Origin of the sequence: Brachyspira alvinipulli ATCC 51933, from assembly GCF_000518245.1 — a bacterium.
Lineage (GTDB): Bacteria > Spirochaetota > Brachyspiria > Brachyspirales > Brachyspiraceae > Brachyspira > Brachyspira alvinipulli.
Map to the genome: position 1 here is coordinate 71,664 of NZ_KI912405.1, position 25,849 is coordinate 97,512.

Sequence of the window (25,849 nt, forward strand, 5' to 3'; positions counted from 1 at the left end):
CTTAATTAAATATTCAAAGGCAGTAAATTATAATTAGATATAATGATTTATATTAGACTAAATTATATAAAAGAGAAAAGTTATTTATTTTAAAGAACATAAAAAATAGAAATTCATATTTTTTACATTCTTTAAATACAATTTATTAATATTAAACATATTTTTCCATTTGATGATATATTATATCAGCCAAACCGAAAGTTTTAGTTTTTGAAAATTCTTTTGCATATTCATCGTAAAGCATATCTTCAAAAATTTGTTCAGCCATACCGCCGTCTATTAAGCCGCTTTTATCTACTGTTTTTCTCATTTCTTTAAGCATTTGATTAATCATTAATGCTTCAAAATCTTCCGATACTTGTCTTAAACGTTTTTTTTCAAACTCTTTATCATATTTTCTTATATTATTATTTTCTGCAGAAGAAGTTTCTTCTATAGAAAACTTAGCATTTCCATATTGTTTCTTAGTATTTTCTAATTTAGAAATATTAGCCGTATTCATGCTTAAATTATATTTATCAGTTATATTCATTATTTTAATCCAAATCGTTAGTATATGAAATTTTATCGGTAAAGTTAATAAAGACATTAGTATATTTTTAGTTAAATAAAAAGGCTTAAACCATTAAAGATTTAAGCCTTTTTATTTCTAAATTACCAAGTTACAATATATTCTGTATAAATATAACCCTTACTTATTGATTTAGTCATTTTTACTTTAGAACTATTAGGGTATTTATATCTAATTATATTTTTTATCATTTCATCATAATATGTTTCTATCATAGAATCATAGTTAGGGAAATAATGTAAATGATAAATTATACGCTTTTTCTCTGCTTTAACTACTTCAATATTAATATTTTTAAACATCTTCTTATTAAAGTTAATAAATACATCAGCTAACCTGTGTTTATGAGAAATTTTTATTCGTATCTTAGTAAGCAAGCTGAATTTTTTAAAGTCATATCTAGCTTTTTCTCTTATACCGTCTCTTGATCCTTCATAGAATTCATCCATTATGCTAGTCATTGGTATGAAGCATGAAGAAGATAGAGGATATTTCTTTCTAAATTTCAATTTTTTAATATCTTTAAATAGAATTTTAGAATCATCCGGTAAACTATCAAGCATTTTTTGATATTTATCTTTACCAAAATTTCCTACTACAAATTTATATATACTTTGAACAAATGTACGTCTTCCGTAAGCTCTGTCACCTTCATTAATAATCTTAATCTTTTCTTTGATAACTTCTTCAAAATCTTTTATAACATAATCGGACATTTCTTTTTCCAAATTGTCCACAGAATCATTAGCAACATTAGATAATTGCTCTATCTCTTTAATAAGTCCGAATACATTTCCTATACTTTCGCTCATATTCTGAGTTTTAGAAACTATATCATCAGTATTCTGAGATACCATTTTCATAGCTTCATCATTCTTCTTAGACAAATCGGAAAGATTTACCAAATCATCTTTAGCAATAGATATTCTTCCATGCAAAGCAGTATATTGTTCTTTAATATCTTTTACAGCATCGTATAAACTTTCTATAGAACTTGTTATTTCATTTGTAGAAACATATTTTTCATCAGAAACCTTTTTTACCTTCGTCATAGTATTAACAAAATTCTGCATTTTATTAAGCATATCTTCTATACCTATTATTCTGTCAGTCATACTAGACATAATAAGGTTCATTTCTTTTTCTATATCTCTAAGTATTTTCCAAGCCTTTTCAGACTGTGAATTTGTAGTTGTAGCTAATTTTCTAATCTCTTCAGCAACAACTGCGAAACCTTTACCTTGCTCGCCGGCATGGGCAGCCTCAATAGCAGCATTCATCGCCAACATATTTGTCTGCTGAGAAATATCTATAGTTGAATTTACGAAATCTGTTATACCTCTTATAGAAGTAATAAGAGATTTTGTAATGGTCTCTGTTTTCATTATTTTTTCTTTACTATCTTCTGTTAAAGCAACCATTTTTTCAGATTCTTCTTTTGCCTTTCCTACAGAAGCTGATACTTCCTGCATATCCTTCTGCATAGTTACTGTTAAGGAATTAATCTGATTCAAACTAACAGACTGATCATCAATTTTTCTTTGAAGATTATTAGTCATATCATCAATAGAAATTAATTCTGCCAAACTTGAAGCTATAATCTTATATATCTCTAAATTACTGCTTTCTACATGTTTGAACTCTGTCTGCTGAGATGATATATTGTCTACTATTAAACTTACAGATTCTGTCATTGATCCTGCAGACTCAGATATATCTATCATCTTTTCTTTTAAAGCATTGCTTTGCTCTTTGGATATTTTAAGAGTTTTTGATACACTTGAAAATACATGCTGAACCATATCAAAAAATATTCTTATCCAAGTACTCAAATCACCAAGAGAATCTTTAGAATTAATTCTGCTTACATTTACAAATATATTATTATCAAATACGCCTGATTCCAATTCTTGTGATATTTTATCCAAAGGTTTTAATGATATAGGTATTGTAACATTCAATACAACTATAATTATTATTATAGCAACTATCAATATTAGGAATATTGTATTATTGGTAGCTGTTAAAACATTATAGAAGAAATTTGTAGGAACATACATGAAAATATTATAAAAACCATTATCAAATTGTCTGAAAAATAAAGAATAAGAATTATCTCCAACCATATAATTTTCTCTTATTCTTGTATTAGTATAAAACGTTGTATTATCAACGGCATTATTAACCCAATCTATATTTGTTATGTTTGAAAGTATATAATTAGGGTCATCATGATAAACTATTTTTTTATTTCTAGAATCAAAAATTATTGTATTAAAAGGACCTGTTTTAACTATATTAGTAAGCATTTCATAAGCTATATCTAAAGAAAGATCAGATAATGAAACTCCTATAAGATGATCATTAATACTTGAATATATAGGAGATGAGAAAGAAATAACTTTCTGCGGCTTATCTATATTTTTTAGATATGGAGAAGAAAAATATATAGGGCTTGGTCTTTTAGCTTCTCTATTCCAATTATTAGGCAAAGCTAGAGAATAAAACTCCTCTTCAGTATAATTATCGCTAGCTGTTTCAATTTTAGGCTGCATATTTCCTGTATTGCCTACATCGTATAAATATAATGAATAAATATCTCTCATATAAGGATTATTTTCTATAATATTTGGTTCAAAATATAGACCATTAGCAATTACATGATGTAAAGCTGTTTGAGACTTATGAAAGCGGTAAATAATTTTTCTAAGGTTTGTAGCTACATCCCTAACTGCTCCTGTAGAATATAAGTCATAAGATACTGTGGCAATATCTGATAAAGAAACTGTTCCAACACTTGTAGAGGCAAATATATTATCAAAAGTAGATACCATATCATAGAAATAGTTCTGAGATACTGACATCGCTGAATCATACAATGCCTTCTTATTTGTTCTTGTATTTATAAAGATAGTAGGAGATAATGCCAAAATGACTACTATGACAACCAAAAGAAGTACCTTATTCTTTAAACTCATATAAAAACCTTATTATTTTATTAAAAAATTATTACTTAAATTGTCGGATACTTTTAATATATTATTGAGAGCTATAAAAAAATATATATTTATTTTTTGACAAACTTTCTTAATAGTTTTCCTTTAAACATATTAATAAAGGATACAAAATCATCATTTCTCAATACTATATTAGTTATAGAATATACTAATATTCCAAGCAATATCAGTATAAAAACTTTAAATATAAAAAATATCCTAGAATCACTATTATTATACAATAAATAATATTTTACACCAAAAACAGCAGCAGCCATAAATAAACTTGATATAATAGTTTTCACTACCTCAATCTTTTTATTAATTACAGATTTAATAGCCATTCTTTTCATAAGCAATATATATAGTATACAAAAAGATACAATATTTGCAATAACACTTGATATTGATATTCCTATAATATCGAATTTAAATATATAAACACATAAATAATTACTAACGGCATTGATTATAAATGTAAAAAATGCCACATAAACAGGAGTTTTCATATCTTTCATAGCATAAAAAGACTGAACCAATATCCTATAACTTGCTACAAAAAATAATGATATAGATAAATATCTTAAAGCACTTGATACTAAATATGTAGATTGTGAAGAAAAAGCCCCATACTCAAATATCATTCTTACAATTTCTTTGCCCAATACAACAAATCCGAAAGTAGCTGGAATTGTAACTAAAGCAACTAACCTTAATGAATATCCTAAATTTTCTACAGCTTCATCTTTTTTATTATCAGCTATTAATTTACTTAAAGTAGGAAGCATAACAGTTGCCACACTTACAGCAAAAACGCCCAAAACAAATTCATGTATTCTAGTAGCAAAAGTAACAGCCGAAACCCTACCCTCTCCAATAGCTCCAGCAAATGCAGTAGAAACTAGTAAATTTATCTGATATATACTGGCACCGAAAATACCGGGAGCAAATAATTTTATCATTTTTATAACATAAGGTTCTTTGAAATGAAAATAAGGCTTGAAACTAAAACCTTGTTTATGTACAAATGGCATTTGATATGCAAATTGAACAAATCCTCCAAGCAATACCGCAAAAGCAAATACATAAGCCATATTATTAAAGAAGTTAGGTAAAAAGAATTTAAAAAATAAAGCCATCGATATAATAACTGTATTTAATAAAATAGGACTTGCCGCTGATATGGAATAATATCCTCTTATATTAAGCACTCCCTGCATCAAAGCGGCTAATGATATGAATAATAAATAAGGAAACACTATCCTTGATAAATCGGCAGCAAGATTAAGTGCTTCTATATTATTATGTGCTGATTTATAAAGTATTTTTACAAGCAAAGGAGAGATTATTATTCCGATTCCTACAACACCTATAAGTATTAATCCAAGAAGAGTAAACACAGCTCTAAAAAATTTCTTTGATTCCTCTATACCCTTTTCTTTTTCAAGTTCAGTGAATACTGGTATAAAACTAGCTACCATATTACCTTCAGCAAATAAACGCCTTAAAAGATTCGGAAGTATAAATCCTATGGCAAAAGCATCAGCTATAAATGTAGTACCAAGTAAAGCAGCCTGTATTTGATCCCTTACAAGTCCGAATATTCTGCTTACTGTAGTCACTAATGACATTTTTAATGATGATTTGGCTATTTTCTCTTTGCTTACTGTTTTATTTTCCGGCATATTTCCTCTGTATTTAATAAAAAATATTATTCGCTATATTATTTATATAATAACAGCATATAAAACATATCATAAAAATATAAATTAGAAAATAATAAAAAACAATATTACAATAAATATTTTATTATTTAATCTGTCAATTTTATTTATATTGTATGATAATGTATTAAATAATTAAATGTAGAAACAAGATTATTATAATACATAAAATCAATATCAAATTACATAATTATATAAAGAATAAACATATTAAAATAAATATTTTAGTTATTATTAACAGCATTTGTATGTAATGCTAATAATCAAAATTATTAAAAAACAATATATTAAATTGGTGAATTAGATAAACTGCTTAACTATTTTATTTATATAGTATTAACTAATAATAAACAACAATAAATATAAAATGGATAAATTAATTATATGAATAAATATTAAAATTTTATGATACGATTTTAAATTTAGATAATTTAGAATGTATAAGATATGATACCGTTTCTTCTAAATTATATTTTACTTTCTTTTTTGTAACAGTTAATTTAACTGAAAAAGAATTTAAATATTTAACAGAGTTTTTAAAAAATGATTTTAAATTCCATGAAATTAATAAAAAAATTAGCAGTTTTCAGCTTATGTAATAATATTCTCCGCAAAAATAGTATAATCAAAAAAATACTAAAACAAATATAAAAGAAATTGTTTATCACTGGCTATTTTTTTACATTATTAACTTTATTAATAGCATTTAACTTAATAACATATAAAAAATAACAAAAATTAAATTTTGAGGAACTTTCATAAAATAATATTCGTCTAACTAATAAATTAAATATACCACTAGAGAGTACAGCTATGAAAAGAAATATTTTTGTCATTTTTATGCTATTATTAACAGTATTTGTATGCAATGCCCAGACAGCAAAAACTAATGAGACTGCATACGAACTTAACAATGTAAAAGTTGTGGGTAAAAACGGCTTGACCCTTAATGATTTTATATCATTATGGAAATCTGATCCTAATATAATATTAGTTGATGTAAGAACACCTAAAGAAATTAAAGATACAGGAATTATAAAAGGAGCTATCAATATTGACTATAGAGCTAAAGAATATTCAAAAAAAATATTATCATTAGATAAAACTAAAAAATATATGTTCTATTGTAAAAGCGGCGGACGTTTAGGAAAAACAGTTCAATATTTACTTGATAATAGATTTAAAAATGTGTACTATCTAAAAGATGGAGGATACGTGGAATTTTCAAAAGCTTTAAAATAATTATTTTTAGCCAAACATAGGGACTGTTTTTACAGCCCCTTTTTTATTTACTTATAATCAATTATAAAATTTATTATATATAAAGCTATTGAATAAATGTATTTTAAATATATTATAAATTAATGTTTAAAATCATAAAAATTATATTAATAGCATTATTGGTCCTATTTATAAACTATGATAATAAAAATCATAAAGCAGTTTATAATATACCAATAGATGATTTATGTATTATAAGAAATAATACTGGATTTCCATGTCCAAGCTGCGGAATGACTAGAGCACATATAGAAGTTTTAAAATTAAATTTTGAAAAAGCTTTTTATTATCATCCGCTATTCGTGCTTCCAAGTATAATTTTTTTGGTTGTAATGCTAAGAAATAAATCAAAAATAGCAAATTACATATACAACAATAATTTTATTACAATTACTGTATTAATAATATTTATAGCAGTATATATAATAAGATTTATAATGCTTTTTCCACATACGGAGCCTTTCACGTACAACTATGACAGTAATTTATACCTATTTATTAGAATAATGCAAAACATAAAATAAACTATTAAGCATAAATTTTATAATATTAAATTATTGATTTTTTTTTGATATTATATATAATACTTTGACACTATATTTTACATAAATTATTGCTTATTTATTTTTATTTACTAAATTGGTTGGATATCTTATGATGATTTTTAATAAAGTAAAACTATATATAATAGTTTTTATAATATCATTTAACATTGTATTTGCTAAAAGTGGTTTTGAAGCCATTTTAAATGTTCCTTTTGGGATAACATTATCATATCCAAACGAACATATAAAAAGTTTAGGATATCATATGGCCCCTAATTTAGATGCTGCTGTACTTTTTCAAACAGGATATATGTTTTCAATAGTTGACAATTTTGCTATAAGCACATTAGCAGAAGTAGGATATTCTTATGACTCATTCTCTATATACAAAAAAGAAAATGATATTACAGAATTAGTTTCATGTTTAACACATAATATACAATTGGGTATATTATCAAAATTCAATATAAAACAGTATTCTATAGGTATAGGAGGAGGAATGAAATTTCCACTCCAAGTTAATTATCTAATAAAAAATAATAATTCAATAGTAAATAATCATGTTATAAATCAATCTAGTATGAAAAATTATTTCGCATCTGCTTTTTCTTGGTATGTAAAAGCTAGCATAGATTATTATGTATTTTTTACAGATATTCTGGCATTAGAGATAGGAGCATATTTCTTATATGATTTTGGATTAAAAGGTAAAAATGAATATATGAATACTATCGGATTTAGCAGCTTTGATGTAGGTTTGCAAATAGGATTCAGATTCGGTCCAAAACCGTAAAACAAGTATTAATCACACAAATAATACATTTTATAATTTTATCTTTAATACAACATAAATTATTTTTATATATTTATATTGGTATGGTTTAATTTATGTACATTTTTTTACGTTAATGAATGAAAAAAACGACATTAATGTTATAATATGCAATGGGAGTTTTTAGTTAATTATGCCAAGTGTTGAAATAGGAAGATAAAATATGAGATTTTTATTAGTATTATTTATATTGTTATCTGCATATTCTTCACTTCTTTCTGAAGAAATTAACACTAACGAAAATACTAATAATATCTATATTAATACTAATGAAGAAAATAATACTAATAACCTATATATTAATACTAATAGAAATAATACAAACACCGTATATCTATATGTAAACAAAGATTATACTAATGTCATAAATATTGATACAAACAAAGAATACACTAATGATTATGAAATATATGATGATGTAGATATTATAGAAAATATATTAAATGAAGATAATACAGATGTACAAGTGATGCATAAGAAAAAACAATTATTAGTTGACAGTATGATAATTATAAGGAAAAAAGACATAAAAGAGTCAAAATCAAAAAATATTGCTGAACTAATAAAAGAATATGCCAATATAGATATAAAAAATAAAACAGTATATTCCCAATCTACATTTATATTAAATGGAGAAATACTAAATAATGAAAAGAAAAAAATATATTTGTTTTTATATGATAAAAATAATATAGACTCTATAGATATAAATTATCATATATTAACAGGAAGAATAGTATACAACATTTTAAGCAAACAATATGCTAAATCAGAAGAAGTATTATATTTAAATCTATCAAGAGATGTTCAATTGGAATCATCAAAAACTATAGGATATAAAAAGATACAAACCAATGAAAGCAAATCTTCTGGAAAAATGAGTTTATTGGAATATAATATAAAAAATCAAAATAACAGTTCTCTCAAATTCAACTTAAATACATCTGGGGAAGAAAGAGGATTCAGCGGAAAGAAAAGTACATCTGCTGATTTTAGATCATATATAAACGGAGATGTCAATTTTAATCTTAATCCAATAAAAGAAATAACGCTTACAGGTAAATATTTTGTAAATATGCAAACTGATATTGCTTTATTAAATAAAGGCTATACTAATAGTATAAAAAATCAAAATATATATCAAGGCGGAAATATAGGATTATCCATAAAGCCTATAAGTATGATAACAATAGAAGCATTATATTTCATAAGCAGTAAAAAAGACTTATTAGATGTAACTAATAACACTTATTTAACAACACAGGGAAATAGAACTAGTGTAACATTAAGCATACCTATAAAAAATATACATTCTACTATAAAAATAAAAGGTAATTATTCTTATTTGGTTGGAAAAAACTTATATAATGTAAGCGTTCAAAATAATAGTTTGCCTGGACTTCCTAAACATCAATTTAATACGTCATTAGAATATATATATAGTAAAACAACAGATTTAGAATCAAGTATACTTTTTAATGTTCAGTATATAGGAGATGAATATAATAATGCCACTCAAACAGAGCTTGATAGAGCATATACGACTTTTGATATTATTAGCTCATTTGTTTTCAAAAAAGATATATCATTAAAATTTGGAGTAAAAAATATATTAGATGTAAAATATGAAAATATAAAAGGATACCCTATATCAAGCAGAGAATATTTTATTAATGTATCAGCGAAATTAAGATAAACTATAATTCTATATTTACTTATTTTTATAAAATAGTATAATGACATATTATGAAAAAGACATTTCTTATTATTGACGCTTTTGGTATACTTTACAGATACCATTTTATTTTTTTGAAGAGACCTCTTTTAAACTCTAAGGGGCAGAATGTTTCATCTATCAATGGTTTTATGAGAACTTATTTCTCGCTTATTAATACATATCCTGCAGAATATGTTGCTATAGCTTTGGATAGTTCAAGAAAAACTTTTAGAAATGAAATATATAAAGAGTATAAAGAGAATAGAGAGAGCATGCCTAATGATTTAAGAAGTCAGATTCCTATACTTTATGAACTTATAGATGCATTGGGAATATCGAGAATTGTATTAGATAATTATGAGGCTGATGATATTGTAGGCACTATTGCAGAAAGAAATAAAAAAGAAAATATTAAAACTATTATTTATTCCCCTGATAAAGATATACTTCAGCTTGTAGATGATGATGTAAGAGTAGTTGCAAGCAATAAAGATAATGAACTTATGGAATATGACAGAGAAACCGTAAAAGAAAAAAGAGGCGTATATCCAAATCAAATAATAGATTTACTTGCTCTAATGGGGGATGCTTCTGATAATATACCGGGGGTTAAAGGAGTAGGAGAAAAAACTGCTTTAAAACTTCTTGAAGAATATGAAAGTTTAGACGGCATATATAAAAATATTGATTCTATAAAAGGAAAAGTTCAGGAAAAATTATTAGAATCAAAATATATGGCATATATGAGTTATAAACTTGCTACTATTGAAAGAGATATAAAAGATTTTAATTTAGATTACAATGAGATAGCAAGCAATAAAATTAATATTGATGAAGTTAATAGAATATTAGATGAACTTGAATTAAAACAAATAAGAGATAAGATTAATTCTTATATATACGGAGCTTCATCCAAAAAAGAAGAAAAAGTAAAAATATCAAATAATGCTGATAATGCTGTAGAAGATAAAAAAGATGAAAGCCCTATACTAAGTGCTAAAAACAATAATGCAAGTTATTATTTAATAGAAAATGAAACAGAACTTAAAAACCTTTTAAATGACATCAATAATAAAAAACTTGTATGCATTGACTTTGAAACTACAGGACTTGATACTTTTAAAGATACTATAATAGGAATTTCATTTGCTATAAAATCAAATGAAGCATTTTATTTGGATGTAAGCGGAAGAACAAATATAGATAAAGAAAAATGCTTAAATCTTGTATTTGATACATTGTCCAAAGAAGATATAAAGGTTATAGGTCATAATCTTAAATATGAATATAAGATGATGAGAGCTATAAATAAAAGCTTTGGAAATTTATATTTTGATACTATGGTAGCGGCATATCTGCTAAATCCCACAAGAGGAAGATATAATATGGATGATTTAGCCATAGCTTATCTTTCATACAATACTATCAAATACAGTGATATAACAGATAATGCTAAAAAAACTTTATTGGATGTTCCTTTAAAAGATGTTGTTGAATATGCATGCGAAGATGCTGATATAACTTTCAGATTTTATGAATGCTTTGCCCCTCTTTTAAAAACATATAATCTTGAAGAATTGTTTTTTAATATAGAGATGCCTCTTATAAGTGTGCTTGCTGATATGGAATTTGACGGCGTATATATAAGCAGTGAAAAAATGAAAGCATTATCTGATGAATATTCTATTTTACTAGAAAAAACTAAATCAAAAATATATTCTGAAGCTGGAGAGGAATTTAATATACAGTCTCCTAAACAGTTGGAATATATATTGTTTGATAAGATGGGAATACCTCCAACAAAAAAAACTAAAACAGGATTTTCTACTGATGAGGAAGTTTTAACTGAATTATCACAAAAGTATAAAATTGCTGAGTATATGCTTACATACAGAAAATATGCAAAACTAAAAAATACTTATCTTGATGTATTTCCGACTTTAATAAATGAAAAAACAGGAAGAATACATGCATCATTCAATCAAACTGTAACAGCTACCGGACGTTTATCTTCATCAGAGCCTAATTTACAAAATATTCCTGTAAGAGGCGAAGAAGGACGAGATATAAGAAATACATTTATAGCAGAAAAAGGAAATTTATTAATAGCTGCTGACTATTCTCAAATAGAATTAAGATTATTAGCACATTTTAGTAATGATCCTGTATTAGTGGAAGCATTTAAAAACAATGATGATATTCACAGAAAAACAGCAATGAAAATATATTCTGTGAGTAAAGAGCATGTAACTGCTTCAATGAGAAATATTGCAAAAATAATAAACTTCTCTATTATTTACGGTAAAACAGCATTCGGACTTTCAAAAGAGCTCGGAATAAAAAGAAAAGAAGCTGAGGATTTTATAAAAGGATATTTTTCAACTTATTCAAGAGTAAAGCCTTTCTGCGAGGAAGTAGTAGAGGAAGTAAGAAATAAAGGTTATGTACGTACTATGTTAGGGCGTATAAGAGATTTATCAAAAACTATAAACTCCTCCAACGCTATGGCTAGAAATGAAGCTGAGAGAATGGCTTTAAATACTCTTATTCAGGGAAGTGCAGCCGACATGATAAAAGTTGCTATGATTGCTATACATAAAGAGTTCAAGAATCATTTCAAAACTGCCAAAATAGTTATGCAAGTTCATGACGAATTAGTAGTGGAAGTTTCAGAGGCAGAAGCAGACAAAGCCATGACTATAATGAAAGAGATAATGGAGCATTCTGTTAAAGCTAATGTACCTATTACTGTTGATATACATAAAGGAAATAGTTGGGGAGAGGTTCATTAATATTTGAATTTTTTCAAGAAAAAGAGTATTTTATTTTTATATAAAAACTCTTTTTCTTAAATAAAAACTAATAAATCATTGTTATAATTTTCTTTATATGTTATTAATATGAGTTTGAATTAATTATCAGTTTTGTAAAGCGTGTTCAAGTTTATATATACCTAAACAACTATATTTTGTCAACCGCGAGCTGCGGCACCTTCCCGCACGGTACAGTTTCATCTTATCAAATGCTAACTATACGTGCGGTTGATTACTTATTAATATACAAAAGTTAATAATTTTTATTACATATAAAACAAAATTAGTATGATTTAGTATTAATTTTACACTTGCACTTTCGCGTAGCGTATCCGAGTTTATTGAGGATATAGGTTCTTTGACGCTGTCCGCCTGCGACCATATGGAGTGCCTTTTAGGTATGGCGTGCGGCGAAAAAAGAACAATAAAAAATTGACAAAGTTAAAAATTTTTAGTTTATATTATAAAAAACAAATTGACAAATAAAATAATTTCTATATAGTTCAAAAGACTTTTAAAAATTTATTAATGAAAATAGATATTATGAAAAAATAAAATTTAATTATTTTATCTGCTATGATATAAAATATTATAATGAAAAGCCCATATACGATAATGGTACAGGGCTTTTAAAGATATATTAAAAATTTAGAAAATATAAATGATCATCTGACGTATCTTCTTCTTCAATCTCAGAAGTTAATACTAATTCTATAGTAACATCTTTCTCTCTGGCAGTTTTAGCATTCAAGTCTAAATTAGCTCTTCCTATTACTTTAGCAGGAGCATCAGTTATAACTATTATCAATTTTTTATCATAAATAAAATTAAACTTTTCTAATGCCTCTTGTATAGCTTCATACATAGGTTCTGCTTTATCTCCGCCTCCAGATGCAAAAAAGTAATTAACTTCTCTGTTTATAACATTTATATTATCGCTAAAATCTATCATTTTTGTAAAATAGGTGTCTTTAACATCTCTGTAAAGCATAAACCCCATTCTAGCTTTTTTATGATTGTCGAATAATTGTCTTGCTACTCCTCTGATTTCTTTTTTTATGCTTCTTATATACGGATGCATGCTTTCTGTTGTATCTAGTACAATGACTAAATCTAAAGTATCGAAATCTTTGTATCTATTAATAATATTTTTTAAATTATCAGGGAGTTTATTCTCATCATCAGCATAATTATTAGGTGTATGAAATGCTTTGCTTGCATTGTCCAAAGCATCCATAGCTTCTCCATTATAAAAATTATTTTTTTTTATATTATTAGCATTCTCTGTAATTTTTATTTCATTTATTTCAACATCATTTGATTTTACTGTTTCTTTAATCTCTTTTTTACCATTATTTTTTACAGGGTTATGTGAAAAAATAACAGGCTCATCTTTTTTTTCATTATCTGCACTGCTTACTATAATAGTGTTTGTAGATGTTTCTATAACTTTATCTATAGGTCTTCTAGGTACAGGTCCTTCTTCTCCTCCGCTAGGCATTTGAGGAGGTATAACTTCCGGCTTCACATTAGATGTTTCTATAACATAATCTATAGGATAAGTAAAACTTTCTCCTCTTGTATTAAATACATTAAATGATAAATATCTGTCTTCTGGAAGCTGTTTAAAATATGCTTTAATATATAATTTTTTTCCTAATACTCTGTTATAAGTATTTTCTAATATTATAGCACTGTTATCAACATTTATTGTACTTCCATAAGAAGTGTTTATTAGTTTATATGCTGTATTTGTTTTTCCTTCTCTTACATAGAAAGCGTATTCTCCGTTATCACCACCGGAATAATACAAATAAAATGCATATAAATCACCTTCTTTTTCAACATTTCTTAATGTTATAGTAGGTCTTGAAGTACTGTTATTATTTACTCTGAAAACAATTTCATTATCTAATAATTTGTTTCCATTAACATCATAAGATTCTAATACTATATTAATATTATCACTTAATCTAAAAACAGAATTATTATTTCTGCTGTCTAAATATAATGTTTCAGGAATGAATACTTCAAACACTTCTCCAAGGTTGTTATGGAAATCAACATTTTTTATATTAACTATGGAATTAGAATTTCCTGTATTGTTAATATAAAGATAAGAGTTATTTCCATTTGGCAGTTTTGAATACAATTTTAATCCGGCAGTATTGCCTTTTTTCTTTATGTAAATTTGATAACCATTAGCCAATTTATCTATCAAAATATCCTCTTGATTAATACGTATAGCATAAGTATTTAGATTATTTTGACCATATAAATTTCCTAAAGTAGTTATTAATACTACCGATAAAATAACAAGCAAATATTTATATCTTATGTTTCTCATAGTTTATACCCTCTGCAAATTATTATCGGTTTTGTATGTTATAAATCTGCATTGTTATGTTAATTGAGCTGTAATATTTTTTTCACTAATTACAATATTATCTCTGACTTTATTATTTCACTAGAGTTCATAAAATTATTTACTGTTACTAAATTTATATTTGTACCGTCATTGGCTATAAAATAATAATTAATTCCCTTTACAACTTGACTTGCAACATATAGCTCTCTACTATATTTTACATCTGTGACATTTTTAGCAGCATTATCAAATATTTTTATTATATCTTCTGCCTCTTTTGACTTAGAAGTATTTATTAAAGCTTCTTCATAGCTTGTGCATTTTATACCGCCGGCTGAATTCTGACTGCTTTCTATAATTTTTTCGATTTTTGATATGGATACTTTATTTTCATCTGATACATTGCATACTATAATTTCATAATAAGGAAGTGCAGATGGAGTAAGTATTTCACTTCTGCAAATAAAAGCATAATTTGTTCCATTATCAATTTGATTTCCTAAATAAAGCATTAGTTCTCTTTTTACTCCTAATAATTCTTTTGATGCATCAAGGAAAATTTTTTTTATATTATCATCCATAGAATTAATTTGCTGAGTATTTATATTCCAAGAGCCTTCTACTGCTGATTTTTCTTCTATTTCATCTTTTTTATTATTTGATTCTGATTTGCTGCTGCATGATATTAAAGATATTATCATAATAGAAATTACTGCGATTTTTTTTACCATATTTATTTCCCAAAATTTTTTATTATCAATAAATAATTATAACAAAAAATATAAATAAATGAAATATTAAAAGATGCATATTTTTTAAATTTTAAAAAAAAAATATTTTTAGATTTTTATTTTTTTGATTAATTATTAAAATATTTTAAGTTGTTATCAAATAAATTATTGTTTTAATAAAATTATTTTAAATTTATATTTTTATGAAAATCACTTTAAAATAGTCAAAATACATACTAAAATTATTTTAATTTATGTAATGATATTCAGGCATATATCCATTATCAAAAGATATAATTCTCATTGAAAAAGACAATAAAAACTCTATTATAGGCTCAACTCCGCCATAAGGATAACTAATGGGATTAAAATATAAAAACGCTGTACCATTTTCTATTTCTTTTATTTCTTTAAAATAATATTCTCCATTACCTATACAATCAAAAATATCTTCATAATCCCATCTATCATCAGATGAAAAAATATCAATCTCTTTATCTGTATAAAAATTTAAAATATTATTATCATTATAAAGTTCTGGTATTTGCAATTCTTCATCTTTAAGAGATTTAATATATAAAAATAAATCTTTCATTCTTGAAAAAGATTCTCTGTCATTAATAAAAAATTTAATAAAACAATATCTCATAATATTTATCAATTCTTTCTATAAAATTCTAATGCTGTTTGTTCAGTATCTTTTATAAATTTATCTTTATAATCGCAATATAATTCAATATCATTATTACAATTTTTTAAAGCTTCCAATTTTATTTTAGCATATTCCTCTGCAATATCTTTATTTGCCCTTAAAAAATCTCTAAAAGCTAAATGTCTTTCAATATCAAATTTATTATTAATATCAAATATATGTATATGAGAAAATCTTTTTTGGGTACCATTATTGTCAATATAATCCTTCATAAAAAATCTTCTCTTTGCTATTCCATTTTCTCCCATAAATTTATAACCAATATTAGCAAAATCATTATTATAACAATCAACTTTATTTATATCATCAACTACAGCCAATATATCTATAATAGGTTTTGCTTTTAAATTTTCTATTGATGTGCTTCCTATATGATGAATGCTTATGAGTATATCATTAATAATATTTTTTATTTTTGATTCTTCCTCTATATATAAATTCTTCCAATTAGGATCATAATCAACAATTTCAATTATTCTCATTCACAAACTCCAAATAATAAAATTATTATATATACTGAAAATTTTTAAGTTTTCCAAAAGTTAGTTGTTTGTGGTGGCTTTACCTCCACACCCAAAGTTCTTTTACTGACGCTCTGCATGCCGTAGGCAAGGTAACTTTCGGTATTAGTATAGGTGAAGCTCACCTGCAGTAAGAAGCAAAAGAACTGTATTTGAGAAGTCCGCCTACAAAAAGTTGCTAATATTTCTATAATGTACAGAAGGTGGTTAGGTATAGACAAAAAATTTGATGTTAATTATAATGAAAATAAATAATAATATTTTAGGACTATAAATGGATAATAATATATTAACATTGGAAGAAATAAATAATTTAGTAGAAAAAAACTATAATAAAAAATTTGATAAAACTACTTCATTTATAGATGATTCTATTATATCAAATGTGTTTACAAAAGATAAAAACACAGTAGTTTCAAGCAAAGTTATAAGATATATTTTAGGAGAATATTTAGATATAAAAGAGCCTTACAGACTTAGAAATTCCGATTTAATAGGATGCTCTTTAGATAATAAAAGTTTAAGTGAGGCTATGGAAAATGTATATAATAATTGGAATGAAGATAATAAAACTAAATCAATACTCTATCCGTACTGCATATTTGCAAATAATAATCAGCTTGATAAACTATATCAAAAGGCAAAAGAAATAGGAAGCAGCAGGGCTAAACTCTCATGCTTTATGCTTGAAGCTATTGCTTTAAGTGGAACAAAGAAAGGTTTAGGATTGGTATATGAAGCATCGAGAAAATTCAAGCAAAGCAGTGTAAGAAATACATGTTCAGAGATTTTATACAATATAACTAAAAAACTAAAAATAAGTAAAGAGGCATTTGCTGACAAGATTATACCTGATTTTAATTTTAATAAAGACGGTATTAGAATTGTAGAAAGCGATGATAAAAAATTTAAGATAACATTGAATTCAGATTTCAGCATATCAATATTTGATGAGTTAAAAAATAAAGAATTCAAAACATTCCCAAAAGATTTTCCAGAAGAAGCAAAAAAAGAATTATCAAAAATTAAAAGTGAAATAAACAAAGTGTTAAAAACACAAACAGAACGTCTGCTATTAGTATTTATGGATGCTAGAAAATGGACGCTTGCAGAATGGAAAGAAATATTTTTTGAAAATCCTCTTATGAAAGCATTTGCTGTTAAACTTATTTGGGGAATATATGATGAAAACAATAATTTATTAAATACATTCAGATACATGGAAGACGGTTCATTCAATAATATAGATGATGAGGAAATAAAAATAGATGATAATTCTTTAATAAGTTTGGTAAGTCCTGTAGAAATTGATAAAGAATTAATAGAAAAATGGAAAACCCAGCTTTCAGATTATGATATAATACAGCCTTTCAATCAATTATCAGAATATACAAAAGAAGAATTAATTTCAAAAATTCCCAAAAAAGTGACTGTAGGAAATATAAAAAATACAGTACAAAAACTAGGAATGGAAAAGGAAGAAGGAGACGGAGGATATATTGAAGGATACTTTATACATGATTCATATAATAATGCTTTAATATATATTTCTGTATCAAATTTGTATTATGGTTCTGCAAACAATGAAGAAACCAACATAAAAATTAATTTTAAAAATTCTGATAATAGATTTGAGTATGGGGCTTATTTAATATTATCTAATTATTTAAAATAAAAAATCATACCAATAAAAAAAGAGGGAAAGTTAATCCCTCTTTTTATTTCATTTTATAAAAATATTTTATTCTTTATATGAATAATAGAATTTATGTACTGATAGAGGATCATACATAACATCTTTTAATTTAGGTGAAACCAATAAAGGCTCAGAATAGAAATACATAGGTATTATAGCAAAATTCTCTATCAATATAGCCTCAGCCTTATGCATAGCCTCCATTCTTACAGCTTGATCTGATGTATTTAAAGCTGTTTTTATATACCCATCATATTGTGCATTACAAAAGATGAGAAGTTATAAGGAGAATAACTAGCAAACAATTCTAAGAAGTTTATAGGGTCGTTAAAATCAGCAAACCATCCGCCTCTTGCTATTGTGAAATCTCTTGAAAATCTTCTGCTTAAAAATACTGCTAGTTCCTCTTGAACTATTTTTGTATCTATACCTAAATTCTCTTTCCACATCTGCTGAACAGCTTCAAAAATAGCAACATTTATTCCAGGGTCAGAATTGAATTCAAATACAGGAAAACCCTCGCCGTTTGGATATCCTGCCTCAGCCATTAATTTTTTAGCTTCTTCTACATTTTGTTTATAACTTTGACTGCTTGCATCAAAATATTCTCCGCCATTTTCTCTGAAATCACCGCTTGCATCTTTTACTCCATAAGGTACAAATGCACTTGCAGGTTTTTCTCCGCCTTTTGTTATTTGTTTTACTATATATTCTCTATCAATAGCCAAAGCTAAAGCCTTACGAATTCTAACATCTTTTAACACTTCATTAGTTGTACTTAAACAATAAAAGAAAGAAGCCAATGAAGGTTTTATCTGAAGTAAACCCTCATCCTGTAAAGTAGGAATATCCTGTGTAGGAAGTATTTTAGAAAAATCTATAGAACCTTCTTTAATTCCTGCAACAGATGCTGTTTCATTTTGCATTATAATAAAGTTTAATTTCTCAGCTATAATAGAATCGCTGTTCCAATAATTAGTGTTTTTTACCATTACTATTTTATCATCAGCACTTACTTCAATAGTTGTATAAGGTCCGTTTCCTATATATGTTTTTGCATCCAAACTCCACTGATCTCCATATTGTTCTATAATCTCTTTTCTTACTGGAAAGAATACTGAGAATGTTGTTAAATCCAAGAAATATGCAGTAGGACGTTCAAGCATAACTTCAAGTGTATAATCATCTATAGCCTTAACACCTAAATTATCAGGAGTTAATTCTCCAGCCATAATTTTATCAGCATTTTTTACAGGAGACATTAAATAATTATAATCGCTTACAGTTACAGGATCAACAACTCTTCTCCATGTATAAACAAAATCATTAGCTGTAACTATTTGACCATCATTCCATTTAGCATTAGTTCTTAAATGAAATACATATCTAGTACCATTATCAAACTCTTCCCAACTCTCTGCAACTCCCCCTACTATATTTCCAGACTTATCAGTTCTAGTTAATCCTTCAAATGCATGAGAAATATAATATGAGCCTATTAATGTTGAACTTAAACTAGGATCCATAGTTTTTACTTGAGGACCTAAATTTATATTTATTGTATTTTTGTCATCAGACGTTTTTGAAGATGAACATGAAATAGATAATATTAATACAAATATTAATACAAAAATAGTCTTTAACTTATTATCCATTTTATTATACTCCTTAAATATTATGAAAGCTATTATATATTTCATATATACACTGTCAAGCTAAAATTTTTAATTGAAAACTTTTTAAGTTATATACTTCTAACAAATTTATAATAAAAAATTATAAAAATAAAAATTAATTTCATAATGCAGGAACTTTTTTAAATTCAATCCGTCTAATATTATATAAATAAAGTTACTTTGAACACTTAGAGGTTTATGATAATAGTTAAGTTATCTTAAAATGTTTTGGAGGTTCATTTTAAGATACTTTATAACAATATGTTTGAAGTAACTTTATCCCATATTTATTAAGGAGGTTTATGAATATGTTTAATAAGAAAATAATATTGATTGCAGCTATTATGGTTTTATCCTCAATATCATTATTTGCTAGAGGATACGAAAAGAAATTTGATTATTGCGAAAGAGGATTTTATGGCAAAAGATTTCCTAATGTTCAATTAACCGTTGAACAAATATCTCAAATACAAGATATAGAAAATAAATATTATAGCAAAATACAAGATCTAAGATTAGATATTCATAATCAAATTCAAACTATAAGATTAGAAATGGCTAAAGAAACACCAGATCAAAACATCATAAATAAAGCCATAGATAGTAAAACACAATCATCTGCCGAATTACAAAAAATTAGAATACAACGTTTTTTAGAAATAGACAAAGTATATAAAACAAAATAATTCTACTAACTTTTCAAACCGAGCCTATATATAATTATATATAGGCTTTTTTTAACATTAAAAAATCAAGGAACATTAATATTTGCAAGTAAATTTTCTATAATCATATCACTATTAACATTTTCAGCTTGTGCTTCATAGCTTATGCTTATTCTATGTCTTAATATCTCATAAGCAACAGCTCTTATATCCTCAGGCATAACAAATCCCCTACCCTGCATCATGGCATTAGCTTTAGCTGCCTTAGTTAAATATATGCCTGCTCTAGGAGAGGCACCATATTCTATATACTCTGATTGAAGTTTATATTCTTTTGGATTTCTAGTAGCATCTATAATATTTACTATATAATCTATAAGTCTTTCTTCTATATGTATTTGATTAGCTAATTTTCTTAATTTTTCTATAGTTTCTATAGTTGTTATAGATTTTAATTCTTCTGGTTTTGAAGATGACATGTTTTTTATGATAGTTTTTTCTTCGCTTTTTGTAGGATATTGAACTATTACTTTAAGCATAAATCTATCAACCTGCGCTTCCGGAAGAGGATATGTACCTTCCTGTTCTATAGGGTTTTGTGTAGCCAATACTAAAAATACATCTGGCAATTGATATGTAGTATCTCCTATTGTAACCTGATGTTCTCCCATAGCCTCAAGTAGTGCTGACTGAACTTTAGCAGGCGAACGGTTTATCTCATCTGCAAGTATTATATTAGAAAATATAGGACCCTGCTTAGGCACAAATACAGAATTCTTTATATCATAAATCTCTGTTCCTACTATATCTGCAGGAAGTAAATCTGGTGTAAACTGTATCCTTTTGTATGTAGCATCTATTGTACTAGCTAATGATTTTACAGTTAATGTTTTAGCCAGCCCTGGTACTCCTTCCAATAATACATGCCCATCACATATAATACCTAAAAGAAGTTTATCTATCATATTTTCCTGACCGATTATAACTTTCTTTATCTCACTTTTTATAGCCTGAACAACATCGAGTGCCATTTTTGACGCTTCTGAAATAACTTGTAAATCTTTTAAATTACTGTCTACCATGTATCAATTTCCTTTTTCTCCATTATTTCTATTTTATTATATGTTTTTTAAAGATTTTTTATTTTGTTTATGCTGGTCTATTATAAATTTATAAATCAAAAAAGCAATAAGCAATATTATAACCCATTGCCCTATCATAATAAGTATAAACCAAGAACTGAAAACTCTTATATCATACTCTTTTATAATCTCTTCTTCCGGAACTAAACTATTTCCGCGTTCTATATTATAATATCTAGCTTCTAATTCCGGTATCTTAAGTTTTCCTTTAGTAATTGGTTTTAATGTATATGTTATTTTATAATTCATAGTAGAAATTTCATTGTCTTTATGTATAGTTTCGCTTTCTATTTTTTTATTGACAACCTCGAAATCACTGATAGCATTTTCATTTAAACCTCCAACTTTGAATTTACCCGCATCACCAGTAAATGAAAGAGAATATTCTATAGTCTGCCATTCATATATACTCTTTTTATTTACTTTCTCTTCAACTATTACTATAGGATATAGTACATTTGTCATCATTATTATTAAAAAAATATAACATTTAATCATCAATGTAGATTATATAAAAACTCAAAAAAAGTCAATAACAAAAACTTATCTTATAAATCTATTAAAGTCAAAAGTATATGATAAATAAGCACCTATACCAAAATAGAATCCGCTTGCTAATTGCTCTAAATAAGGAGTAAAGTTAAGAGAAAGACTAGCATCGCTGTTCAATACTAAATATGCTCCCAAACCTAAATGATTTAAATAAAGAAATGCATTATTATAAAAATCATACCCTATATGATACTCTAAATATATGCCGGCAAGAGAAAATCCAAATAAAGCACCTGGATATACACCAAATGCAGTTTTCAATCTAACAGACTCAACTACTCCGCGCGGATCATTAAAATACATTGGAACTTCAAAATTTAAAAATATGGTAAAAAAGTCACCAAATCCTACCAAATAATGAAGCTGAGGATTAAGCCCGAATTTCTGTTTGGACGATCCTGGAAAAAGAACTTCTACAGCACCTATAAAACCATTAAAAAACTGGAATCTAGGCATTATAGAAAATTGAGGCTGACCTTCCACTCCGACACCAAGTTCTGGAATATATGTTATAGGTAAAACCCTTGCAAATATATCAAAATTTCTAAGTATACCAAAATTTATCATAATAGGACTTGATAAAGTATATTTTCCTTTAACACCTATCCTATCATTATTAACGTAAAGAGTACCGCCAAGACGCAAAGCTCCTGTCATTCCTGTATACATTTTATACGGAAAAGAATAAAGAAATGCTGATAGCAGCAACATAAAAATAAATGTAAAAACAATCTTTTTCATAGTATTACATCTTCTACATGTATAATAATATAATAATATGTATACTAATATAATATATTATCTAAAAAATATCAATAAATAAATATTGATTTCAAATTATAAATAATTGAATTATTGAATAGATTTTCATAATTTAAACAATTTTAGTCCAAAATTTGACTTATAAATAGTATATGATATAATACAAGCCAAGTTCATCGGAGGACTTATTGGAAATAAAAATACCAAAGGTTGGATAAGATGTCTAATTATTAGATTTCTTATCCAGCCTTTTTTGTTTTTAAACTTTTAATATTGGAGTATTATTTATGGATATGCTTAAAACAGACGTGAAAAAGATATTTTTTAAATATTTATCCGCTAGTTTTGGAAGTGCTTTGATAGCTGCTATTTATTCTATAGTTGATGTTGCTATGGTGGGACAATACGAAGGAGATAATGGGGCTGCTGCTTTGGCTGTGTTTGCTCCTATATGGAATGTTATATATGGCATAGGACTTCTTTTTGGTATAGGAGGTTCTGTACTTTTCAGTAAGGCAAAAGGTTCCGGAGAATATGATAAATCAAATACTTTCTTTACAGCTTCATTTATCACTTTATCTATAGTTATATTTATAATTTGGATATTATCATTAATATTTGAAGATAATATACTTTATTTTTTTGGTGCTGATGAAGTTTTATTAAATTTAGCTAAAAGATATTTTCTTCCTATAAAAATTATTCTTCCTTTATTTGCTTTCAGTCAGTTTTTTGCCGCATTCCTTAGAAATGATAATGCACCTATGAAAGCCACTTTAGGAGTTATGGCAGGAGGAGTTTTCAATGTATTCGGTGACTATTTCTTTGTATTTGTATGCGACATGGGTATATTTGGTGCTGGACTTGCAACTGCTATAGGACAAATTATTACTGCTTCTATATTGATATCGCATTTATTTAGTAAAAAAAATACTTTGAAATTTCAAAAGGTTAACAAATTATTTTCATTATCAAAAAATATTGTATCTATTGGTTTTTCTACATTTTTTATAGATATAGCAATGGGAATATTAGCTTTAATGTTTAATAGACAAATAATGAAGTATTTCGGTACTTCTGCTTTAGCTGTTTATTCTGTAATAATTAATATTAATATATTAGTTCAATCATCAGCTTATGCAATAGGACAAGCTGCTCAGCCTATAATATCTACTAATCTAGGGGCAGGAAAAATGGATAGAATAAAATCGGCTGTAAAATACAGTATATTTTCAGCTTTAGTTCTTAGTATAGTATATACATTATTTACATATTTTAATACAGACTTTTTAATGAAAGCATTTATGAAGCCCTCAGAAGAGGCATTATCGATATCAAAGAATATTATGAGAGCTTACTTTATATCATTTTTAATACTGCCTTTCAATATATTTGCAACATACTATTTTCAAGCGATAATGAAGCCATCATCTTCTTTTATAATTGCTGTATTAAGAGGACTTATAATAAGCGGTATTTTAATATTTATAATGCCTTTAATATTTGTTAAAGACAGTATATGGTATGTTATGCCTATTACAGAAGTTTTAACTTTTATTATTGTTATGGTGTTTTTTATTAAATACAGAACTATATATTCAAAATAGTTATATTAATTATAGAAATAATTATTAAATTTAATATAATTAAATAAAAATATAAAGGAGATATATGATAATGAAACTTTTAGATAAAAAAATAGCATTAGTAACTTCAGCGACAAGAGGCATAGGTTTAGCATGCTCAAAGAAACTTGCAGAAAATGGTGCGAAAGTTTATTTAGCTGTTAGAAGACTTGATGCAGGAAAAGAAGTAGCAAATGAAATAATAAAAAACGGAGGCGATGCTGATGTTGTATATTTTGATGCTACTAAAGAAGAAACATTTACTTCTATGGTGGAAGATGTTGTAAAAAAAGAAAATAAAATCGATATACTTGTAAATAATTTCGGTACTACCGATACCAATAAAGATTTTGATTTAGTTAATGGCGATACTGATGCATTCTTTAAAATAGTCAATGAGAATTTAAAAAGTGTTTATCTTCCTTCAAAAGCTGCTGTTAAAAGTATGATTAAAACAGGAGGCGGAAGCATAATCAATATATCATCTGTAGGCGGAATTTATCCTGATATGTCAAGACTTGCTTATGGTATATCAAAATCATCAATAAACTTCCTTACAAAAAATATTGCTGTTCAATATGCAAGACAAAATATAAGATGCAATGCCGTACTTCCAGGATTCGTTGCAACTGATGCGGCAATGGAAAATATGTCAGAAGAATTTTTAAAATTATTTTTGAAAAATGTACCGTTAAACAGACCGGCATCTCCTGAAGATATTGCTAATGCCGTATTATTCTTTGCAAGCGATTACTCATCATTTGTAACAGGTGAAACTATGCCTGTAGCAGGAGGTTTCGGACTTCCTTCACCTATGTACAGTCAGTATATGGATATGGGCGGAAAGAAAGGTTAATTAATTTTAAATAATTATTTTTTATTTTAAGAAGTAAAAAAGGCATGCTGTTTTTAGTATGTCT

At 26.3% G+C, this 25,849-nt stretch carries 19 protein-coding genes and 1 pseudogene; 9 read left to right on the plus strand and 11 right to left on the minus strand.

The features are described 5' to 3' along the window. Window positions 1-151: 151 nt before the first annotated feature. The 3 genes from T324_RS0112310 to murJ form a co-directional block, all read right to left on the minus strand. Entirely contained in the window at window positions 152-532 is a 381-nt protein-coding gene (locus T324_RS0112310; RefSeq protein WP_028330529.1) for a rod-binding protein, read from the minus strand. Between the two features lie 122 nt (window positions 533-654). Then, entirely contained in the window at window positions 655-3,549 is a 2,895-nt protein-coding gene (locus T324_RS0112315) for a methyl-accepting chemotaxis protein (protein WP_028330530.1), read from the minus strand. An 89-nt stretch (window positions 3,550-3,638) separates the two neighbouring features. Next, window positions 3,639-5,252, minus strand: coding sequence for a murein biosynthesis integral membrane protein MurJ (murJ, locus tag T324_RS0112320; RefSeq protein WP_028330531.1), 1,614 nt, complete (start codon window positions 5,250-5,252; stop codon window positions 3,639-3,641). A gap of 852 nt (window positions 5,253-6,104) precedes the next feature. Here murJ and T324_RS0112330 point away from each other — a divergent pair. The 5 genes from T324_RS0112330 (at window position 6,105) to polA (ending at window position 12,458) form a co-directional block, all read left to right on the plus strand. After that, window positions 6,105-6,533 carry a rhodanese-like domain-containing protein gene (locus tag T324_RS0112330; RefSeq protein WP_028330532.1) on the plus strand — a complete coding sequence of 143 codons (429 nt, stop codon included), beginning with the start codon at window positions 6,105-6,107 and terminating at the stop codon, window positions 6,531-6,533. A gap of 122 nt (window positions 6,534-6,655) precedes the next feature. Next, window positions 6,656-7,096 (plus strand): DUF2752 domain-containing protein, encoded by a 441-nt coding sequence (locus T324_RS0112335; RefSeq protein WP_028330533.1) that lies wholly within the window; start codon window positions 6,656-6,658, stop codon window positions 7,094-7,096. A gap of 130 nt (window positions 7,097-7,226) precedes the next feature. Then, window positions 7,227-7,910, plus strand: coding sequence for an outer membrane beta-barrel protein (locus tag T324_RS0112340; RefSeq protein ID WP_028330534.1), 684 nt, complete (start codon window positions 7,227-7,229; stop codon window positions 7,908-7,910). Between the two features lie 202 nt (window positions 7,911-8,112). Then, a complete protein-coding gene (locus T324_RS0112345; RefSeq protein ID WP_245580709.1) occupies window positions 8,113-9,645 on the plus strand; it encodes a TonB-dependent receptor domain-containing protein in 1,533 nt (510 codons plus the stop codon). A gap of 50 nt (window positions 9,646-9,695) precedes the next feature. Further along, window positions 9,696-12,458 carry a DNA polymerase I gene (gene polA / locus T324_RS0112350; protein WP_028330536.1) on the plus strand — a complete coding sequence of 921 codons (2,763 nt, stop codon included), beginning with the start codon at window positions 9,696-9,698 and terminating at the stop codon, window positions 12,456-12,458. Between the two features lie 661 nt (window positions 12,459-13,119). Here the strand turns inward: polA and T324_RS0112355 are convergent. The 4 genes from T324_RS0112355 to T324_RS0112370 all read right to left on the minus strand — a co-directional run bounded on the left by T324_RS0112355 (window position 13,120) and on the right by T324_RS0112370 (window position 16,772). Next, a complete protein-coding gene (locus tag T324_RS0112355; RefSeq protein WP_028330537.1) occupies window positions 13,120-14,826 on the minus strand; it encodes a vWA domain-containing protein in 1,707 nt (568 codons plus the stop codon). Window positions 14,827-14,915: 89 nt separating this feature from the next. Next, the gene (locus tag T324_RS0112360) at window positions 14,916-15,578 is read right to left on the minus strand and encodes a hypothetical protein (RefSeq protein ID WP_028330538.1); all 663 of its coding nucleotides are present in this window, start codon (window positions 15,576-15,578) and stop codon (window positions 14,916-14,918) included. Window positions 15,579-15,825: 247 nt separating this feature from the next. Then, complete coding sequence (locus T324_RS17355) at window positions 15,826-16,227, minus strand: hypothetical protein (protein WP_038375264.1); 402 nt, start codon at window positions 16,225-16,227, stop codon at window positions 15,826-15,828. Between the two features lie 8 nt (window positions 16,228-16,235). Beyond that, window positions 16,236-16,772 carry a GrpB family protein gene (locus T324_RS0112370; RefSeq protein WP_028330539.1) on the minus strand — a complete coding sequence of 179 codons (537 nt, stop codon included), beginning with the start codon at window positions 16,770-16,772 and terminating at the stop codon, window positions 16,236-16,238. A gap of 313 nt (window positions 16,773-17,085) precedes the next feature. Between T324_RS0112370 and T324_RS0112375 the strand changes: the two genes are divergently transcribed. Further along, on the plus strand, window positions 17,086-18,486 hold the full coding sequence (locus T324_RS0112375) for a DUF4132 domain-containing protein (protein ID WP_084548663.1): 1,401 nt from the start codon (window positions 17,086-17,088) through the stop codon (window positions 18,484-18,486). 66 nt (window positions 18,487-18,552) lie between these two features. Here T324_RS0112375 and T324_RS17360 read toward each other — a convergent pair. Beyond that, window positions 18,553-20,162, minus strand: a pseudogene (locus T324_RS17360) (peptide ABC transporter substrate-binding protein). Between the two features lie 329 nt (window positions 20,163-20,491). Between T324_RS17360 and T324_RS0112385 the strand changes: the two are divergent. Then, window positions 20,492-20,869: a Spy/CpxP family protein refolding chaperone gene (locus tag T324_RS0112385; protein ID WP_245580710.1), complete on the plus strand. Its 378-nt coding sequence runs from the start codon at window positions 20,492-20,494 to the stop codon at window positions 20,867-20,869. A 65-nt stretch (window positions 20,870-20,934) separates the two neighbouring features. Here the strand turns inward: T324_RS0112385 and T324_RS0112390 are convergent, their stop codons facing one another. From T324_RS0112390 to T324_RS0112400, 3 genes are all read right to left on the minus strand, one after another. Then, window positions 20,935-21,930, minus strand: a complete 996-nt coding sequence (locus T324_RS0112390) for an AAA family ATPase (protein ID WP_028330542.1) — start codon at window positions 21,928-21,930, stop codon at window positions 20,935-20,937. 36 nt (window positions 21,931-21,966) lie between these two features. Next, window positions 21,967-22,455 (minus strand): BatD family protein, encoded by a 489-nt coding sequence (locus tag T324_RS0112395; RefSeq protein WP_425387438.1) that lies wholly within the window; start codon window positions 22,453-22,455, stop codon window positions 21,967-21,969. Window positions 22,456-22,533: 78 nt separating this feature from the next. Beyond that, complete coding sequence (locus T324_RS0112400) at window positions 22,534-23,283, minus strand: hypothetical protein (protein ID WP_028330544.1); 750 nt, start codon at window positions 23,281-23,283, stop codon at window positions 22,534-22,536. 308 nt (window positions 23,284-23,591) lie between these two features. Between T324_RS0112400 and T324_RS0112405 the strand changes: the two genes are divergently transcribed. Further along, window positions 23,592-24,911: an MATE family efflux transporter gene (locus T324_RS0112405; protein WP_028330545.1), complete on the plus strand. Its 1,320-nt coding sequence runs from the start codon at window positions 23,592-23,594 to the stop codon at window positions 24,909-24,911. Between the two features lie 70 nt (window positions 24,912-24,981). Next, window positions 24,982-25,785, plus strand: a complete 804-nt coding sequence (gene hdhA / locus T324_RS0112410; RefSeq protein ID WP_028330546.1) for a 7alpha-hydroxysteroid dehydrogenase — start codon at window positions 24,982-24,984, stop codon at window positions 25,783-25,785. Window positions 25,786-25,849: the final 64 nt, after the last annotated feature.

Coding starts and splice junctions, on each gene's coding strand:
- polA (WP_028330536.1), top strand. CDS start 9,696: ATGAAAAAGACATTTCTTATTATTGACGCTTTTGGTATACTTTACAGA.
- T324_RS0112330 (WP_028330532.1), top strand. CDS start 6,105: ATGAAAAGAAATATTTTTGTCATTTTTATGCTATTATTAACAGTATTT.
- T324_RS17355 (WP_038375264.1), bottom strand. CDS start 16,227: ATGAGATATTGTTTTATTAAATTTTTTATTAATGACAGAGAATCTTTT.
- T324_RS0112310 (WP_028330529.1), bottom strand. CDS start 532: ATGAATATAACTGATAAATATAATTTAAGCATGAATACGGCTAATATT.
- T324_RS0112385 (WP_245580710.1), top strand. CDS start 20,492: ATGTTTAATAAGAAAATAATATTGATTGCAGCTATTATGGTTTTATCC.
- T324_RS0112405 (WP_028330545.1), top strand. CDS start 23,592: ATGGATATGCTTAAAACAGACGTGAAAAAGATATTTTTTAAATATTTA.
- T324_RS0112360 (WP_028330538.1), bottom strand. CDS start 15,578: ATGGTAAAAAAAATCGCAGTAATTTCTATTATGATAATATCTTTAATA.
- T324_RS0112390 (WP_028330542.1), bottom strand. CDS start 21,930: ATGGTAGACAGTAATTTAAAAGATTTACAAGTTATTTCAGAAGCGTCA.
- T324_RS0112345 (WP_245580709.1), top strand. CDS start 8,113: ATGAGATTTTTATTAGTATTATTTATATTGTTATCTGCATATTCTTCA.
- murJ (WP_028330531.1), bottom strand. CDS start 5,252: ATGCCGGAAAATAAAACAGTAAGCAAAGAGAAAATAGCCAAATCATCA.
- T324_RS0112335 (WP_028330533.1), top strand. CDS start 6,656: ATGTTTAAAATCATAAAAATTATATTAATAGCATTATTGGTCCTATTT.
- T324_RS0112400 (WP_028330544.1), bottom strand. CDS start 23,283: ATGAAAAAGATTGTTTTTACATTTATTTTTATGTTGCTGCTATCAGCA.
- T324_RS0112395 (WP_425387438.1), bottom strand. CDS start 22,455: ATGACAAATGTACTATATCCTATAGTAATAGTTGAAGAGAAAGTAAAT.
- T324_RS0112315 (WP_028330530.1), bottom strand. CDS start 3,549: ATGAGTTTAAAGAATAAGGTACTTCTTTTGGTTGTCATAGTAGTCATT.
- T324_RS0112375 (WP_084548663.1), top strand. CDS start 17,086: ATGGATAATAATATATTAACATTGGAAGAAATAAATAATTTAGTAGAA.
- T324_RS0112370 (WP_028330539.1), bottom strand. CDS start 16,772: ATGAGAATAATTGAAATTGTTGATTATGATCCTAATTGGAAGAATTTA.
- hdhA (WP_028330546.1), top strand. CDS start 24,982: ATGAAACTTTTAGATAAAAAAATAGCATTAGTAACTTCAGCGACAAGA.
- T324_RS0112340 (WP_028330534.1), top strand. CDS start 7,227: ATGATGATTTTTAATAAAGTAAAACTATATATAATAGTTTTTATAATA.
- T324_RS0112355 (WP_028330537.1), bottom strand. CDS start 14,826: ATGAGAAACATAAGATATAAATATTTGCTTGTTATTTTATCGGTAGTA.